Here is a 15,606-nt window from a genome sequence, read left to right on the forward strand (position 1 = left end):
ATGGAAACCATTATACAAACAACCGATTTGGTGAAGAGGTACCGCGGCCGGAACGCGGTCGACCATCTGAATTTGAGCATTAATCAAGGGGATATTTACGGATTTCTCGGTCCCAACGGCGCGGGCAAGACGACGACCATCCGCATGCTGCTCGGCCTGATTGCCCCGTCGGAGGGGCAGGTTCGGGTCTTCGGCAAGGATCTCCGGAAGGATAGGCTGGATATCCTGCGGCGAGTCGGCTCGCTGGTCGAATCGCCGTCCTACTACGGCCATCTGTCAGCCGTGGACAATCTGGAGGCGATCCGCCGCATCCTCGGCGCGCCGAAGCGGCGGATCGCCGAGGTGCTGGATATCGTCTCGCTGACCGGGGAGGAGAAGCGTCCGGTCAAGGGCTTCTCTCTTGGCATGAAGCAGCGGCTCGGCATCGCCGCCGCGCTGCTCGGCAGCCCCGAGCTGCTCATTCTGGATGAGCCGACGAATGGGCTGGACCCGGCCGGCATTCAGGAGATGCGCAGCCTGATCATGTCGCTGCCGAAGGAGCACGGCATTACCGTGCTCGTGTCCAGCCACCTGCTGAGCGAGATCGAGCAGATGGCGGGGACGGTCGGCATCATTCGGCAGGGCCGGATGGTCTACCAGGACACCATCGCCCAGCTCCGGCAGCGCTCGGCGGGAGAGATGCGGCTCGTCGTGTCGGAGCCCGAGGCTGCCCTGGAGGAAGCCTCCCGAAGAGGCTGCGACGGGATGCTGCGCACAGGCGAGCTTCGCTTCTCGGGGATGGACGACGCACGAGTAGCGCTGCTGGTCAAGGCGTTGGTAGAGCGGGGGCACGCCATCTACCGGGTAGAGGAGCGGCGGCAGTCTCTTGAGGAGCTCTTCCTGCAGGTTGTCGAAGGGGAGGGACAGTAATGGGTAAGGTAATTGCGGCCGATTGGCTGAAAATTCGGGGCAAGGGTCTCTGGCTTCTAATCCTTGCAGGCCCGCTCGGTCTTGCGGCCATGCAGGCGCTCAATTACGGACTCCGTTTCGACTATATGAAGAAGAGATACGCCGAAGATTTATGGGGCGGCCTGTTGGACAATACCGCGCTGTTCGTCCCGATGGCACTTTTTCTCGGAGGAACACTGGTCTGTTCCCTGATGGCCAATATCGAGCATCAGACGAGCGCGTGGAAGCAGCTTCTGGCGCTGCCGGTTTCCCGCATAACGGTATTTGCCTCCAAGCTGCTGCTGTGCCTGCTGCTGCTGGCCGTATCCTGCCTGCTGCTCTCCGGATTCGTGACGGCGCTTGGGCTGAGCTTCGGGTTCGGAGCTTCCGCGATACCGGTCTATGGCATTCTGCGCATCGGCTTTCTGTCCTTTGCCGCCGTGATGCCTTTTACCGCCCTTCAGCTCTGGCTGTCGCTGGCCTTCCGGAATCAGGCGCTGCCGGTTTCGATCGGCGTCATCTGCGCCATTGTGTCGCCTTTTACGACGACCCTTTCAGAGTGGCTGCCGATCAACTGGCCGTACATGGCGTGGACCGGTCCGCATCGCCTTTATTTTGCGGCTGCGGGACTTGCGCTGGGCCTGCTGGTGCTGCTGCCGGGAGCTGCGCATTTCGCCAGGAAGGATGTGAACTGACGGCATGAAGATGTTCCTGAGAATATGGTCGGCCGAAAGGCTGAAGCTGTCCGGTTCTTATATTTGGCTGCTTGTCCCGGCGAGCCCCGCTGCGGCGGTGCTGATCGGGATGTTCGCCTCCTCCCCGGCCGGAGGAAAGCCGGACTGGACCGTTCTGCTCGCCGTCATGTCGATGCTTCACGCCGCCTTATTTCTGCCGATCCTGTCCGGCCTGTACACCGCTATGCTGTGCCGCCACGAGCATCTGGACGGCGGCTGGAAGGCGCTGCTGGCGCTGCCGGTTTCACGGACCGCTGTATACCTCGCCAAGTTCGCAATGGCGGCTGTTCTACTGGCGGCTACCCAGGTCATCTTCGCAGCTGCGGTGATTGGAACAGGGGTGTTCCGGGGAATCGGGACTCCCGTTCCATGGGAGATGATCCTGGGAGCCTGCGCGGCAAGCTGGACGGCCTGTCTGCCGCTGGCCGCGCTCCAGCTGGCCGTTTCCCAGGCGTGGAGCAGCTTCGCCGCGCCGCTCGCGCTGAACGTCAGCTTCACGGTGCCCAATATTTTGATTGCGAACTCAGCGACCTATGGCCCGTATTACCCGTGGGTACAGCCGATGTTGGCCATGATTCCGCATGGGCAGGCGGGGTACGGAGCGTTCAATCTGCCGCTTAAGAGCCTGTTGATCGTCGTGCTGGGCAGCTTCGCCCTGTTTCTTGCAGCGGGCCTGCTGTCTTTCCGGCGCAAAGCGGTGTGACCCGCAGGATCAGGCCGGTAAAGCACAACCCGCTTGGATGGCGGCCTTGAGCCTGTCCTTTTGCCGTCTCCGCCGTTTCGCCCGGCAGCAGAACAGGCCTTCGGCCACAGCCCGTCAGGTCCGGCCGATGGACATTTGCCCTCTTTTTTTCTTATAATGGTCTAAGAATGCGGCAGCCGGAAGCGACACGACAAGGACCTTGCCGCAAGGAGGCGAAGCAGATGAAACCGGCGGCTATCGAAGAATGCGACAATACCTGTAACGGCTCGGAGACTTCGCTCGAGCATATCCGGTTGACCCTGCCGGAAAGGACGACGACCGACAAGATGGCGGAGCTGTTCAAGGCGCTCGGCGATCCGACAAGGGTCAGGCTGATTTACGCATTGTCCCGTCAGGAGCTGTGCGTGCATGACTTGTCGACTATTTTGGACATGGGCCAGTCGGCGGTGTCCCACCAGCTTCGCTATTTGCGGAATTTGCGGATCGTGAAGCGGCGGAAGGAAGGCAAGACCGTATATTATTCACTGAATGACGCGCATGTCGAGCAGATTTTCCTGCAGACGCACGAGCATATCCGACATGAATAGATGGCACACCCCTAAGCCAAACGGCAGGAGACTTTTCGTCTCCTGCCGTTTTTTCGCCTAACTGCCTATTTAGTTGAAGCTTTGTTCCGTCGTTGTGGGAACGGGCGTTTTTTTCAAGCTCAGAGCCAGCCATATGCAGTACAACGCAAGAAATGCCAGAATCGCCAGGTCGTAGCCGAGGTAGGCGTCGCTGTTGTCGTTGCCGACAAACTGGATGAAGTTATGTAGAAAGTGAAACAGGATGAGCGGCCAAATATTGCGGCCCCGAACCATCAGAAGGGCCAGAGCGCCGCCGATCAGCAGGGCATAGACGATTTGGAGGACAGTCTGAAATGCGCTCTGCCCGGAAAGAACCCGCAGAATATGGGTGACGGCGAACAGGATGGATGAAGTGAGAACGGCCGTTTTGACTCCCTTGGGCAGCAGAATGTTCAGAATCAAGCCGCGGTAAATGCTCTCCTCGACGAACCCCACTAGCAGGGTGAACAGGAGATAGAACAGTACCTCGGAGACGGAAATCGGCCGGAAGCCCTTCAGGGCGTTTATGGCGAGCACAGCCAGCAGCGGCGCATAATATACCAGATCCGGTTTGGGAATGCTGCGCAGACTGCGAAACCCGTAGAACCCCCATTTCTTTTTTACGGAAAAATAAATGGCAAGTACCACCGCAATCGGAATGAAGGAGATCAGCACCGGCGCGTTTACGCTGAGCTGCCTGATCGTTGCGTAAGCTCCGGCCGCAAATACGGCAAGGAACAGCAGCGCTTCAATAATCACGACGGCGAGCACGGGGTGTTTCTGTGAAAAGGTCCGTTTAACTTCCTGATTTGACATGTCCTAAATCCTTCCTCTCCATAATATCCTTGATCCACTGCTTCTGCATCCGTATATGGCTAAGGCCATATCCGAGCACCGACACACGGTAATAATAGTCTTCCGGGTGCTCTATCCCGGCCAGTTCCTTGGCCACTATGGACTGCACGGCTTCCAGCGCGTGAAGCTCATGCTCGGCGGTATACAGGTACTCCTGCAGACGCCGCAACCGGACATCCTTATCCAAATAATCGAAAAAGAAAATCCGGATAAGCTGCTCGCGGCTTGCCGTCTGCGGCTCCTCCAGCCATTTGAGAAACACTTCTTTCCCTTCGGGCAGCAGGGAGTACAGCTTCTTGTTCTTGCTGTCCGCGGTTTCAAACACGGATACATACCCCTTGTCCGCCAGCCGCTTCAAAGCGGGATAAAGGCTCCCGAAGCTTGCCGCATAGAAATGCCCGACTGTGCTGTCGATCGTCTTCTTCAAATCATAGCCGCTCATTTGGCCTTCCATCAGCATTCCCAAGAGAACATATTCGAGCATATCGCACCTCTTTATATCGTTTAGATATATCTAGTTGATATATTTATTCTACCCGAAATTTCATCGCCGTCAAGTGTCCATTACCGATTGACATCCAGTGAAGATGAGGAATATAATGGCGATAAGAACATATGAACAGTTGCTCATATATTAATCGTAAGCGTTACGGAAGGGGCTGGAGAGTTTGAGTACGATGGAGCCGACGGTCAAACGCCAATGGATATTGGAAGGTCTGGACTGCGCGAACTGTGCGATGAAAATTGAGAATAAGGTGAGCAAGTTGGAAGGAGTCGCTTCCTGTTCGGTCAATTTTGCGACGAAGACGCTGACGATGGAAACGGACGAAAGCTTTCCGGATACCGGCATCGCGCAGGTCGAGCGGACCGTGACTTCAATGGAACCTCATGTGCGGCTGCTGGAAAAAAACGCCGGCGGCGCAGCGGCGCTTTCCCGCCCCCATACGCATGACGCAGAGGCCCGTGAATCCGGGCACGACCATAATCATGACCATGCCGCTCCGCATGAACACGGGCATGCTCTCGCGGACAGCCACGCGCACGGGCACTCGCACAGCCATGGCGAGGGAGAGACGCTGCGAACGCTGCTGCGCCTCGGGATCGGCGCGGCGCTGGCCGCTGCCGCATATCTGATTCCTGCCGGCGGTTACCTGGAGTTTGGCCTCTTCCTGCTTGCTTACCTGGCGGCGGGCGGAAATGTAGTCTGGCAGGCCGCGAGAAATATCGTACGGGGGCAGGTCTTCGACGAGAACTTCCTGATGGCGCTGGCGACCATTGGGGCGTTCGCGATCGGCCAGTACCCGGAAGGCGTTGCCGTTATGCTGTTCTACCAGGTCGGCGAGCTGTTCCAGGGGCTGGCGGTGAACCGTTCCCGGCGTTCCATCACGGCGCTGATGGACATCCGGCCGGAAACGGCGCGCCTGCGGATCGGGGATGAGACGGAGATCGTTCCTCCCGGGCAGGTAAAGATCGGGGAGATTATCGTCGTCCAGCCGGGCGAGAAGGTTCCGCTCGACGGCACGGTGATTGAGGGGAGCGCGATGATGGACACCTCGGCGCTGACGGGCGAATCGGTGCCGCGTTCAGCCGAGCCGGGAAGCACGGTGCTGAGCGGGTTTATTAACAAAAACGGCGTCGTCGCCGTAAGAGTCACCCAGACGTTTGCGGAATCCGCGGTCTCCAAAATTCTGGAGCTGGTGCAGAATGCGTCGAACAACAAGGCCAAGACCGAGAACTTCATTACCCGTTTTGCCCGCGGGTATACACCCGTTGTCGTCATTACGGCCGCGCTGCTGGCCGTGGTTCCTCCCCTGCTGATCCCTGGAGCGACCTTCTCCGACTGGATTTACCGGGCGCTGGTCTTCCTCGTCATCTCTTGTCCTTGCGCGCTCGTTGTGTCGATTCCGCTCGGCTTCTTCGGCGGCATCGGAGCAGCTTCGCGAAGCGGCATCCTGGTCAAAGGAAGCAACTACCTGGAGGCACTGAACGACGTCAAGACCGTCGTGTTCGACAAAACGGGCACGCTGACCAAAGGCCAGTTCAAGGTCACGGGTATCTATCCGGCGGAGGGGATGACGGAGGACGAACTGCTGCGGCTGGCCGCCTATGCGGAGAGCCATTCCGGCCACCCGATCGCCGAATCGATCGTTGCGGCCTACGGCGGAAGCATTGCCGGGAATTCCGTCTCTGACTACCGTGAAATTTCCGGCCACGGCATTCGGGCGGCCGTCGAAGGCCGGACCGTGCTCGCCGGGAACGCTCGGCTGATGGAGCGGGAAGGCATCGCCTTCCGGCAGCCGGGCGGGGCGGGCACCATCGTGCATCTGGCCGTGGACGGCCAATATGCCGGAAGCCTTGTCATCGCCGATGAAATCAAGGAGGATGCCGTCCGGGCGCTGACCGCTCTTCGCCAAATCGGCGTCCGGAAGACGGTGATGCTCACCGGCGACGCTTTGGCAGTGGCCGAGGATGTGGGCAAGCGGCTGGGCGTCGGCGAAATCCACGCCGAGCTGCTTCCCCAGGACAAGGTGGAAAGAATCGAGCGGCTGGAGTCGGAGAAGACGGGCCGGGAGAAAATCGCCTTTGTCGGCGACGGCATCAACGATACGCCCGTGCTGGCCAGGGCGGATGTCGGGATTGCCATGGGCGGGCTGGGATCGGATGCCGCCATCGAGGCGGCGGACATCGTCATTATGACCGACGAGCCGTCCAAGATTGCAGCGGCCATCGGCATCGCCCGCCAGACCCGGACGATTGTCTGGCAGAATATTTGGTTCGCGCTCGGAATCAAGGCGGTCTTTCTGCTGCTTGGAGCGTTCGGCATTGCGACGATGTGGGAAGCGGTCTTCTCCGATGTCGGCGTGACGGTGCTTGCGGTGCTTAACAGCATGCGGGCCCTTCGCGCGCCGGCTTCCGCAGATGGAGCGCGGGGATAAGAGCCGCGAAAGAACAAACCGCCTGATACGGATATCTCAATCCATATCAGGCGGTTTCTTATTTGGCGCATACTGTTTGGCGCATACTGTTTGGTTCATTCCGCTCCAGCCAGCCTTGGTGTACGAAGCCCCCCTTCTGGACTTTGGGACACTTCGGCATGTTTGCGGGGCTTTCCCCGGCTCGGCCCAGTCGAGCGCGGAAGCTTTTTAGTTCAGGCTCACACTCTCGATGCCGCGGCGGATAATGTCGCAGGAATTGGTGAATTTGGCGGACTCCTCCTCATTCAGGTTCAGCTCCAGCAGCTCCTGAATGCCGTCGCCGGCAATGATGGCGGGCACGCCCGTACAGGTGCCATTCTGCCCGTACTCTCCGTCCAGAATGGCAGAAACGGCAATGATTTTATGCTCGTCGTTCAGAATCGACCGGGCGATATACGCCAGCGCGCTGCCGATCCCGAAATGGGTCGAGCCCTTGCGGGTAAAGATCTCCCATCCGGCATCCTTTGTCTTGCGGGCGATATCGCTGAGGTCCAGATGCTTGAACCGCTCGCGGTGCTGCTCCAGAATGTGCAGAATCGGCTTGCCGCCAATCGTCACATGCGACCAGGCCACAAACTGCGATTCGCCGTGCTCGCCAAGTGCGTAGCCATTCACGCTGCGGGGATCGATGGAGAACACCTCGGACAACAGCGTCTTCAGCCGTGCCGAATCGATGGACGTTCCCGTCCCGATGACCCGGTGGCGCGGAAATCCGGATATTTGCCAGACGAGATAAGTCACGATATCAACGGGGTTGGCCGCGATGACAAAAATGCCGTCGAACCCGCTCTCCACGATCGGAGTTACAATGCTTCGGGTGATGGTCGCTGCGTCGTCGAGCACGTCCAGCCGCGTCTGTCCAGGCTTCGGATTGGCTCCCGCCGTCAAGATTACGATATCCATGCCGGCGCAGTCGCTTGCCGTCCCGGCGTATACTTTGGTCCTGGTACCCATAAAATCCACACAATGCGAAAGATCCAGCGCCTGAGCCATCGCGCGGTCGTAGGTGCGGTCCACCATCATGATTTCATCGCAAATCGCCTGATTGACCATGGAATAGGCGCAGCTGGAGCCGACATTCCCGGAACCGACGATCGCCACTTTTCTTGATTTGCTTTTCATTAGCCCATCCTCGCTCTCTCCTTAAAGTGCGCAAAGTCTTCAATGTCAAAAGACTCGGTCCGTATTTTTATTTTACCTCATTCGTGGGTAAGTTACCTGACATGGGTGAAAAAAGGTACATGCGTTCCTTTCGCCGTTTGCTTTTTTGCAGGAACCTTCCCTAAGAAAAAAGATGCAAAAAAACCGCATGGCCAGCATGCGGACGATGATTGCATATAGGGCAGCAGCGCCTCTCCTCGGAGGGACGCGGCCTTGGGTCAAAGGCGGAGCTGAAATCCCACGGCAGAGCGGGAGAGGTTTCTGCGAAACCCGTGCTTACTGCGGAACGAGCGAACTGTACCTCCTGAGCATGAACACTCTCCAATGCACGATCATGCCGAACGCCAGAATGAAGAACAGCCCGCCCGACTGCGGAATCGAGATGTAGCGGTCGATGAATTCATGCAGCAGCGTGCGCACCAGAAGCAGTCCGAGCAGAACAAGGATGAAGCTTTTGGAGCGTTGGGCGTAAATAAGCCCTTCTTTTTCATGAAAGGTGGTTGTCTTTATAAGCGGATAAGCGAATATGAACCATCCCGCAAGAAAAGCGGCAAGCGCCCACCACAGGGAAACTCTGACCTCGGGAACGACGAACATGAAGAAGCCGGTTGACATGCCCAGCGGCGGAATGAGGATTTTGCGGATGGTAACGGGGCGGTCGCTCGCCTTTAATCGGATAAAAATAACCATTAGCGCCATAAGCAGCGCGCCCACGGTGGAGCCGATATGCAGAAACGACGGATTGATGCTGCCCATGATTCACGTTCCTCTCTGAAAAAAATAGTAGATTGCGCGCGTTATGCACATATTATAACAGAAATGCTCCGGGTCGCCTAAACGCCCGCCCTTAGGCGAGAGAGCGCCGAAGCAGGAGTATGTATGGCAAAAAACCGCCCGGCGGCAAACCGAGCGGCTGATTGAAATATAAGTCGTTATAAGCTTCGCGTCAAACGCGCGGCTTCAAAAGGTAAAGGATCAGGAACGGGTTCGTCCGCCCATGGAACGCATGACCAGACTGACAATCGCAATCAGAACGATGGCTCCGATCAGGGACGGCAGAACGTAGAAGTCGCTGACTTTAGGGCCCCAATCGCCAAGGAAACCGCCCAGCCAAGAACCGAGGATACCCGCAATAATGTTGCCGATAATGCCTCCCGGAATATCTCTGCCCATAATCAGACCTGCCAGCCAACCGATGATACCGCCGACAATAAGCATCCAAATGAAACTCATTTTGCTTCAGCTCCTTTAAGTTTATTGTCTTGGATGCTAACTATTAACCTTGTGCGGAAGGTTTAAATCAGGTGTCAAATTTTGACGAAATGCAGGAAGGAAGGCCGTCATAGCCAATAGTTGAAGCGGAAAAAAATGTCCGGAAAACCGGGTAATTTTCCCTTGGGAAAGGGTAATAAAGGGTGGAGATCCGCTCCCTTAGAGCTTTCGGATCATGCTGAATCCCACACTTGCTACAAAAGGAGATGCTGCCGTGAAACGTCCAGATGAAATGTTGTTTTATGTCGGAACTTACAGCTCTGCAGAGCATCCGTCCATTTACTTATGCGGGCTGAATCCCGGCAGCGGAGAAATGAGGATTATCCGGGGGACTGCGGGAATCGAGAATCCGTCATACATAACGTTGAACCGCGCAGAGAATGTGCTGTATGCCGCCAGCGAAAAAGAGGACGGAGAGGTCAGCGCCTTCACCGTCGATCCCGAAACGAAGGAGCTGTCCCTGCTCGGCAGCCGGCGGACAGAGGGCGGAGCACCCTGCTACGTCTCCGTCAGTCCGGAAGGGGATTATGTGTTTGTCTCCAACTATTCCGGAGGCAACGTCAATGCCTTCCCCGTGAAGGAAGACGGTTCGCTCGGGGAAATGTCCTCTCAGGTGAGGCATGCCGGCAAGGGCTTCCGTCAAGACCGGCAGGAAGCGCCGCATCCTCATTCCGTAACCCCGGCGAGCAGCGGAAGGCGGGTGCTGGTCTGCGATCTCGGTATCGACCGGATCGTGAGCTACTTTTATGAGAATGGAGAACTGGCAAGGCACCATGAAGCGGTGCTTCCGAAAGGTGCCGGCCCCCGGCATCTGGTATTCCATCCGAGCGGCAAGTGGCTGTACTGCGCGAATGAGCTGAATTGTACCGTAACGGTATTTGCCGTAGGCGGGCAATCCGGGGAACTTGAAGTGCTCGGGCATCTGTCCACCCTGCCGGAGCAGTACGCCGCGGGAAGCGGCGATACCGCGGCCGATATCCATATCTCGGCATGCGGCAGATTTCTGTACGTATCCAACCGCGGGCATGACAGCATCGTGCTGTTCCATATCGATGAAAGCTCCGGGTTGCCGAAGGCGATGGATTGGCAGAGCACCGGCGGGCGGGTGCCGCGCAATTTCGCCATTGCCGGAGACCTACTGCTGGCGGCCAATCAGAATAGCGGCAACATTACGTCGTTTACAATCGACGGTGAGAACGGCAGGCTGATTCCGACGGGCTATGAGCTGGAAGTGCCTTCGCCGGTATGCATTGCGCCGCTGAAATAACCGTCTGCCGGCTGCTGCGGCATGTCGAAAAATTTTTTTATCAGGCTGCAAAAATATTGAAGGATATGGAAAAGAAAGGGCGAATATGTATTCCTGACAAGATCCTTGTCGCTTTCCATATCTGATAATAAGGGGGATAGGATGGACGATTTTGCGGAATCGGTGGGTAAGGAAATCGGGGAAGGCCTGCGCGCCTATTTTGTCGAACCGCATTTGTACGAGCAGGCCATGGCCTGTGTCGAAGAGAAGCTGAGGGGGAAGCTGCCGTTCAGCAAGCTGACCGTGCTTCACTTCCATGCATTCGGCGGTACGGGGCATGCCATTTATCGGGCGGCCGCAGCAGTTGAACTGATGATCCTCAGCGCGGATATCATCGACGATCTTCAGGACAAGGACAACAGCTTGACGGCATGGAGCCGGATGAGTCCGGAAATGGTGCTCAACATTGCCTTTGGGCTGACGCTCGTTTCCCAGCAGATGATGCTTACCGGCGATTTCCCTATGGAAGTGGTTCACAAGGCTGTGCAATTTCTGAACACCCAGACCCTTGCGGCGATTAATGGACAAACGACGGATCTGCTCAACGATATCGGGAGCGAAGAGGACTATCTCCGCATGGTTAAGCAAAAGTCGGCCGGATTTGTGGTGGCCGCCTGTATGATCGGCACGCTGCTGGCCACCGGCGAGTGGAACGAGCGGGTCAGGGATTATGCCGAAGAGCTTGGCATCGCCGATCAGATCAAGAATGATATCCGTGATCTCCTGGACTGGGAAAGAAGCGATTTTAAGAACCGCAAGAAGACGCTGTCCACCCTGTATCTGCTTCAGTTTATCGCGGAAGAGGATCAATGGATAGCGGACTACTTTGAGGGACGCCTCAAGGCGGAGGAGATCAGTCACCGCCGGGAGGAATTCGAAAGAGCTATAGAGCGGACGGGCACTTTTCTCTATACTTCTGTTCGGATGAGAACGCATGGCTACAATTATTTGCAGTTGGTAGACAAGCTGGAGATTGACGCTCACTGGAAGAACCGTATCATCGCCCTGTCCGAATAGACCGGAGCGAAATCATCGATTGGGGGAATTGTCCATGTTAAAGGAAATCATTCAAGTATTGATGAAAGATCCCGCAGCAGCCCATCGTTTGCAGAACGGCCAGTTTGAACTCGCTGGAGTCAGCGAAGTGGAGCATAGAGCATTGCTTGCTGCATTGGGGGACAGAAATGGATTTGGCAAGGAACCGCAGCTCGGAGCCTGGGATACCGTCAAAGCGCAAGCGGCGTTCTAATCCGCAGGATTTAGCAAACAGCCTTAATCCGGTTCATTTCGGATTAAGGCTGTTTGTATGAGGGAAGGATGAGTTCCGCTCGAATAAAGACCGATATCGTCAAGCATAACGGCGTCTGTGCCGCCGAGCAGATAGAAAGCGATCTGCGCGAGCTGCGCCGGATTGAAGGAAGGATTCTTCTCCCGGAACAGGCTGAACGACAGCTCATACGTCTGAAAGACCGCTTCCGAGGGCTTGCCGTATTTGCCGTCGCTGATCCGCTTCTCCAGCCAGGCTGTCCGGGCGAACTGCGTCTTGGGCAGCGGCAGGGGCGGCATTACCGCTGTCAGCGGCAGCCGCGCCTTATTGCCCGATCGGTCGGCAAGTTCGACCTCCACCTGCGGCGCCAAGCCGGAGCCTGAACCCGCGTTGCGATTGGCCATGGAGAAGGAAAGGCCATCCGCTCCGTAGAGCGCGGCGTCCGCGGCCGGTCCAGCCTTCAACGAAATTCGGTAGAAGGCTTCTCCGGTGTCATCCGCCCCGCGTTCCAGAAATGCCCCGAACGTCCCTTTGCCTTCTCCCTCGCGGTCTTTGGCCGTCTCCTCGGTGAAGTGCAGTCCGGCCGCCGATATGGTGCCGATTTGGCCCGCCGTCGTCTTGTCCCGGTCCTCTTCGAAGTCCGCGATGCCTCTGAATCCGCCATCCTGATAGCGGTTGAAGTAGGAAGTCTCCTTGGGAAGCCACTCCAGTCCGCGGCGATAATCCCGGAACAGTCCGGCATACTCCTTCCTTCCGTGCAGCGCCGCCTCCAGAAAAGCGGAGATATACACCTTGGCGATCTGCCGCTGCTCTTCTCCATCCATGATGCGGCTTCGGCTCAGGAACAATCCGGTCGGAAACGCCAGATCGTACATGCCCCAGTCGCTGTTGAACTGGCTGTGATTCGCATCCCCGATATACAGCGAAGTCTTGAACGCATCCGTATGGCCGGAATACACCGAACGGTTATACTGCCGGTCTCCGTAGAAATCATGCACATCCCCGTCCCGCGCTCCCTGAAGGGTCATATAGCTGATGTCCCGAAGACGGGCCTGCCCGCCGCCGACCGTCTGGTCGGTAGGAGCCAGCGCGGCCACCGCCGAAATATGGAACCGGCTGACCGTTTCCAATACGGGATCGCCTTTGAACCAGCGCTGGGCATCCGCCGCCATGGCGACAGCCTGACCGCCGCGGCTGTGCCCGATCAGCGCCGTTTCGGCAAAGTCGATTTTGTTATAAAACGGGTTGCCCGGCTTATCCGAGAAACCGGCAAGCTGCTCCAGATGCTTCAGAATCATCCAGGCGCGCAGCTTGTAGTCCTCCTCCGGTATGCCGGACCAGACGGAATAATTCAGAAAGTTCTCGTCCAGCGAAATGGCAATAAAGCCCCGGCTGGCCAGCAGTTCTCCGAGGTAGGCATAGCCTCCGTCGGAGAAGTCCTCCATCATATGATTGCCGTGCACAATCAGCACAAGCGGAAAAGGGCCGTTTCCCTCGGGCATCCATACCCGCCCGTTGAGCGGCAGCGATTCCGGACCGAAGCCCCAGAACAGCTTGCGCAGCGGGGGCCACTTCTTTATATAGGAAGAAGCGTTCACCGAAGAAGAAAGGACCGCCGCCGCTTTCCCGTATTCGGCGCGGTGCCGGTCGCTTCCGCCGGCATAAGTGAAGCTCCGGTAGGCATACGCGCCCGGTGCTCCCGGATTGGCTGCTGCAAGCTTAACAACTGCTGCGGAAGCGCCGGTGTCTGCAGCAAGGACGCCTGCTTCCGTACTGTCCCGGTCGGCTGCGTCCGGAAGCGGAAATCCGCCGGCCGGAATGAACGGAAGGGAGGACAATGCCGCCAGGAGCAGCAGTCCCGGCACGATTCTCCCCGTCCGCACAAGACCGGCGGCGGCGCCGGCCAGCGCGCCGAGTGCCGCGGCGGCTCCCGCGATGACGGCAGAGGCGGCGGGAGCGACATGGGCATTGCAGAGAATGACCATGACGATTCCCGCGCTGCCGAGCAGACAGCCTGTGAACAGGCGCGGAAGCCGCAGACCCGCAAGCGCAAACAGCGCAGCGGCGAGATGGCCGGCGGCAGCCAGCAGAGCTGTGGCGATTCCCGCGGCCAGCAGCAGATCCGCCGGCTTGCCAAGCCCGGTCGGACTTCCAAGCATCGCGGCCGCAACCGCTGCGAAGCTTGCCATCCATGGCCCGGCAATGCCTGTACGCCATATTAACGTGTCGAAACGGTAAGTTTCGTTTATTCTGCGCCCCAGTGTATGAATAACGGTTCTGAGCCCCCCGGGTCTTTCCGGCACGGGCGGGCGTCCCAATTGTAATTCCATTCTCATCTCCCCCCGGCACTCCCAGCCTGCGGTTACTCCAATAAGATGTAGCCATCATAGTCTGTTTGCCTTAAGTCTGACAAGGGGACTTGCAGGATTTGGCATGCGAAATAAATGGTTGACAAGTAGACGGGAGGTCATTATTATATGTTCATAACCTACTATTTAGGTAGGAATAATAAAAATTTATACTTGCCGTACATACAGAGGAATCCGCGGCAAGGAACGCAGCTGCTGTTAGCGGTTTGCGGGCAAACGGGTTTCCTCTGTCTTTATTAACGGGTCTATTCAAAACGGGGGAGTGAATTGAAATGAGAAAAGGCTTGAAAAAGGGATTGTTAACAGGATTTACACTGCTGCTGACGGCGGGTCTGACCGCTTGCGGAAGCAATAACAGTGCAGAGAACGGAGCGGCATCTTCTGCCGCGCCTGCGGCGTCGGCCAGCACAGCGCCTGCGGCTTCGGCTGCCCCAACCCAATCGAAGGAGCCGGTGGAGCTGCTGAACGTCTCCTACGATCCTACGCGTGAATTGTACGAGAACTATAACAAAGCTTTTGCCGCATATTGGGAAAAAGAGAACGGACAGAAGGTAACGATCAAGCAGTCGCATGGCGGTTCCGGCAAGCAAAGCCGCGCCGTACAGGACGGTCTGGAAGCCGACGTCGTAACGCTGGCCCTCGGATACGATATCGATGCGCTGCAAAAGGCGGGTCTGATCAATGAAGGCTGGCAGAGCAAATATGAGCATAACAGCTCTCCTTACACCTCGACCATCGTATTCCTCGTTCGCAAAGGAAATCCGAAAGGCATCAAGGACTGGCCGGATCTGCTGAAGGACGGCGTAGAGGTTATCACTCCGAATCCGAAGACCTCGGGCGGAGCACGCTGGAATTACCTGGCCGCTTGGGGCTATGCGCTGGATCATAACAATAATGACGAAGCCAAGGCTCAAGAGTTCGTCAAGAACCTGTATACGCATGTGCCCGTACTGGATACCGGAGCACGCGGTTCGACAACAACCTTCGTAGAGCGCGGAATCGGCGATGTGCTGCTCGCTTGGGAGAACGAAGCTTACCTGTCCGTGAACGAGCTGGGCAAGGATAAATTCGATATTGTCTATCCTTCTGAGAGTATTTTGGCCGAGCCTCCGGTAGCCGTGGTTGACAAAGTGGTTGACAAGAAGGGCACCCGCGAGGTAGCCGATGCCTATCTGAAATATCTGTACACTGAAGAAGGACAAAAAATCGCCGCAGAGAACTACTACCGTCCGACGCTTGACAGCGTCAAGGAGCAATTCAAAGACAAGTTCCCGGACATCAAGCTCTTCACGCTGGCCGACAAATTCGGCACGTGGAAAGAGACTCAGGAGAAGCACTTTAACGACGGCGGCGTCTTCGACAAGATCTACGTACCGGGCAAATAAGGGATCAATTGAAGCAAAATAGCTGTGCGGTGCTGATCGGCCAAACG

The 15,606-nt window shown here is 57.2% G+C and carries 15 protein-coding genes; 9 read left to right on the forward strand and 6 right to left on the reverse strand.

Annotated features, from left to right (window positions below; all coding sequences use genetic code 11):
- The 4 genes from PSAB_RS01700 to PSAB_RS01715 all read left to right on the forward strand — a co-directional run bounded on the left by PSAB_RS01700 (position 1) and on the right by PSAB_RS01715 (position 2,951).
- Positions 1-909: an ABC transporter ATP-binding protein gene (locus PSAB_RS01700; RefSeq protein ID WP_025332860.1), complete on the forward strand. Its 909-nt coding sequence runs from the start codon at positions 1-3 to the stop codon at positions 907-909.
- Positions 909-1,622, forward strand: a complete 714-nt coding sequence (locus PSAB_RS01705) for an ABC transporter permease (protein ID WP_025332861.1) — start codon at positions 909-911, stop codon at positions 1,620-1,622. Before PSAB_RS01700 ends, PSAB_RS01705 begins: the two co-directional genes overlap by 1 nt.
- A gap of 4 nt (positions 1,623-1,626) precedes the next feature.
- Positions 1,627-2,364, forward strand: coding sequence for an ABC transporter permease (locus PSAB_RS01710; RefSeq protein ID WP_025332862.1), 738 nt, complete (start codon positions 1,627-1,629; stop codon positions 2,362-2,364).
- A gap of 221 nt (positions 2,365-2,585) precedes the next feature.
- A complete protein-coding gene (locus PSAB_RS01715) occupies positions 2,586-2,951 on the forward strand; it encodes an ArsR/SmtB family transcription factor (RefSeq protein ID WP_025332863.1) in 366 nt (121 codons plus the stop codon).
- Positions 2,952-3,020: 69 nt separating this feature from the next.
- On the opposite strand, the gene PSAB_RS01720 is transcribed toward PSAB_RS01715, so the two are convergent.
- Together PSAB_RS01720 and PSAB_RS01725 are read right to left on the reverse strand one after the other, a co-directional pair.
- The gene (locus PSAB_RS01720) at positions 3,021-3,785 is read right to left on the reverse strand and encodes a CPBP family intramembrane glutamic endopeptidase (protein ID WP_025332864.1); all 765 of its coding nucleotides are present in this window, start codon (positions 3,783-3,785) and stop codon (positions 3,021-3,023) included.
- A complete protein-coding gene (locus PSAB_RS01725; RefSeq protein WP_025332865.1) occupies positions 3,766-4,308 on the reverse strand; it encodes a helix-turn-helix transcriptional regulator in 543 nt (180 codons plus the stop codon). Before PSAB_RS01725 ends, PSAB_RS01720 begins: the two co-directional genes overlap by 20 nt.
- A 193-nt stretch (positions 4,309-4,501) precedes the next feature.
- Between PSAB_RS01725 and PSAB_RS01730 the strand changes: the two genes are divergently transcribed.
- Positions 4,502-6,760, forward strand: coding sequence for a heavy metal translocating P-type ATPase (locus PSAB_RS01730; RefSeq protein ID WP_038595472.1), 2,259 nt, complete (start codon positions 4,502-4,504; stop codon positions 6,758-6,760).
- Positions 6,761-6,967: 207 nt separating this feature from the next.
- Here PSAB_RS01730 and PSAB_RS01735 read toward each other — a convergent pair whose 3' ends face one another.
- The 3 genes from PSAB_RS01735 to PSAB_RS01745 form a co-directional block, all read right to left on the reverse strand.
- Entirely contained in the window at positions 6,968-7,921 is a 954-nt protein-coding gene (locus PSAB_RS01735) for an L-lactate dehydrogenase (protein WP_025332867.1), read from the reverse strand.
- A 315-nt stretch (positions 7,922-8,236) separates the two neighbouring features.
- Positions 8,237-8,716, reverse strand: a complete 480-nt coding sequence (locus PSAB_RS01740) for a CcdC family protein (protein ID WP_025332868.1) — start codon at positions 8,714-8,716, stop codon at positions 8,237-8,239.
- Positions 8,717-8,935: 219 nt separating this feature from the next.
- Entirely contained in the window at positions 8,936-9,193 is a 258-nt protein-coding gene (locus PSAB_RS01745) for a GlsB/YeaQ/YmgE family stress response membrane protein (protein WP_025332869.1), read from the reverse strand.
- A 253-nt stretch (positions 9,194-9,446) separates the two neighbouring features.
- Between PSAB_RS01745 and PSAB_RS01750 the strand changes: the two genes are divergently transcribed.
- The 3 genes from PSAB_RS01750 (at position 9,447) to comX (ending at position 11,787) form a co-directional block, all read left to right on the forward strand.
- Positions 9,447-10,499 carry a lactonase family protein gene (locus PSAB_RS01750; RefSeq protein WP_025332870.1) on the forward strand — a complete coding sequence of 351 codons (1,053 nt, stop codon included), beginning with the start codon at positions 9,447-9,449 and terminating at the stop codon, positions 10,497-10,499.
- 141 nt (positions 10,500-10,640) lie between these two features.
- The gene (locus PSAB_RS01755; RefSeq protein WP_025332871.1) at positions 10,641-11,555 is read left to right on the forward strand and encodes a polyprenyl synthetase family protein; all 915 of its coding nucleotides are present in this window, start codon (positions 10,641-10,643) and stop codon (positions 11,553-11,555) included.
- 34 nt (positions 11,556-11,589) lie between these two features.
- Complete coding sequence (comX, locus tag PSAB_RS01760; RefSeq protein ID WP_025332872.1) at positions 11,590-11,787, forward strand: competence pheromone ComX; 198 nt, start codon at positions 11,590-11,592, stop codon at positions 11,785-11,787.
- Between the two features lie 23 nt (positions 11,788-11,810).
- On the opposite strand, the gene PSAB_RS01765 is transcribed toward comX, so the two are convergent.
- Positions 11,811-14,135, reverse strand: a complete 2,325-nt coding sequence (locus tag PSAB_RS01765) for an alpha/beta hydrolase (RefSeq protein WP_025332873.1) — start codon at positions 14,133-14,135, stop codon at positions 11,811-11,813.
- A 311-nt stretch (positions 14,136-14,446) separates the two neighbouring features.
- Between PSAB_RS01765 and PSAB_RS01770 the strand changes: the two genes are divergently transcribed.
- The gene (locus PSAB_RS01770) at positions 14,447-15,559 is read left to right on the forward strand and encodes a sulfate ABC transporter substrate-binding protein (protein WP_025332874.1); all 1,113 of its coding nucleotides are present in this window, start codon (positions 14,447-14,449) and stop codon (positions 15,557-15,559) included.
- Positions 15,560-15,606: the final 47 nt, after the last annotated feature.

The organism is Paenibacillus sabinae T27 (assembly GCF_000612505.1).
GTDB lineage: Bacteria > Bacillota > Bacilli > Paenibacillales > Paenibacillaceae > Paenibacillus_AQ > Paenibacillus_AQ sabinae.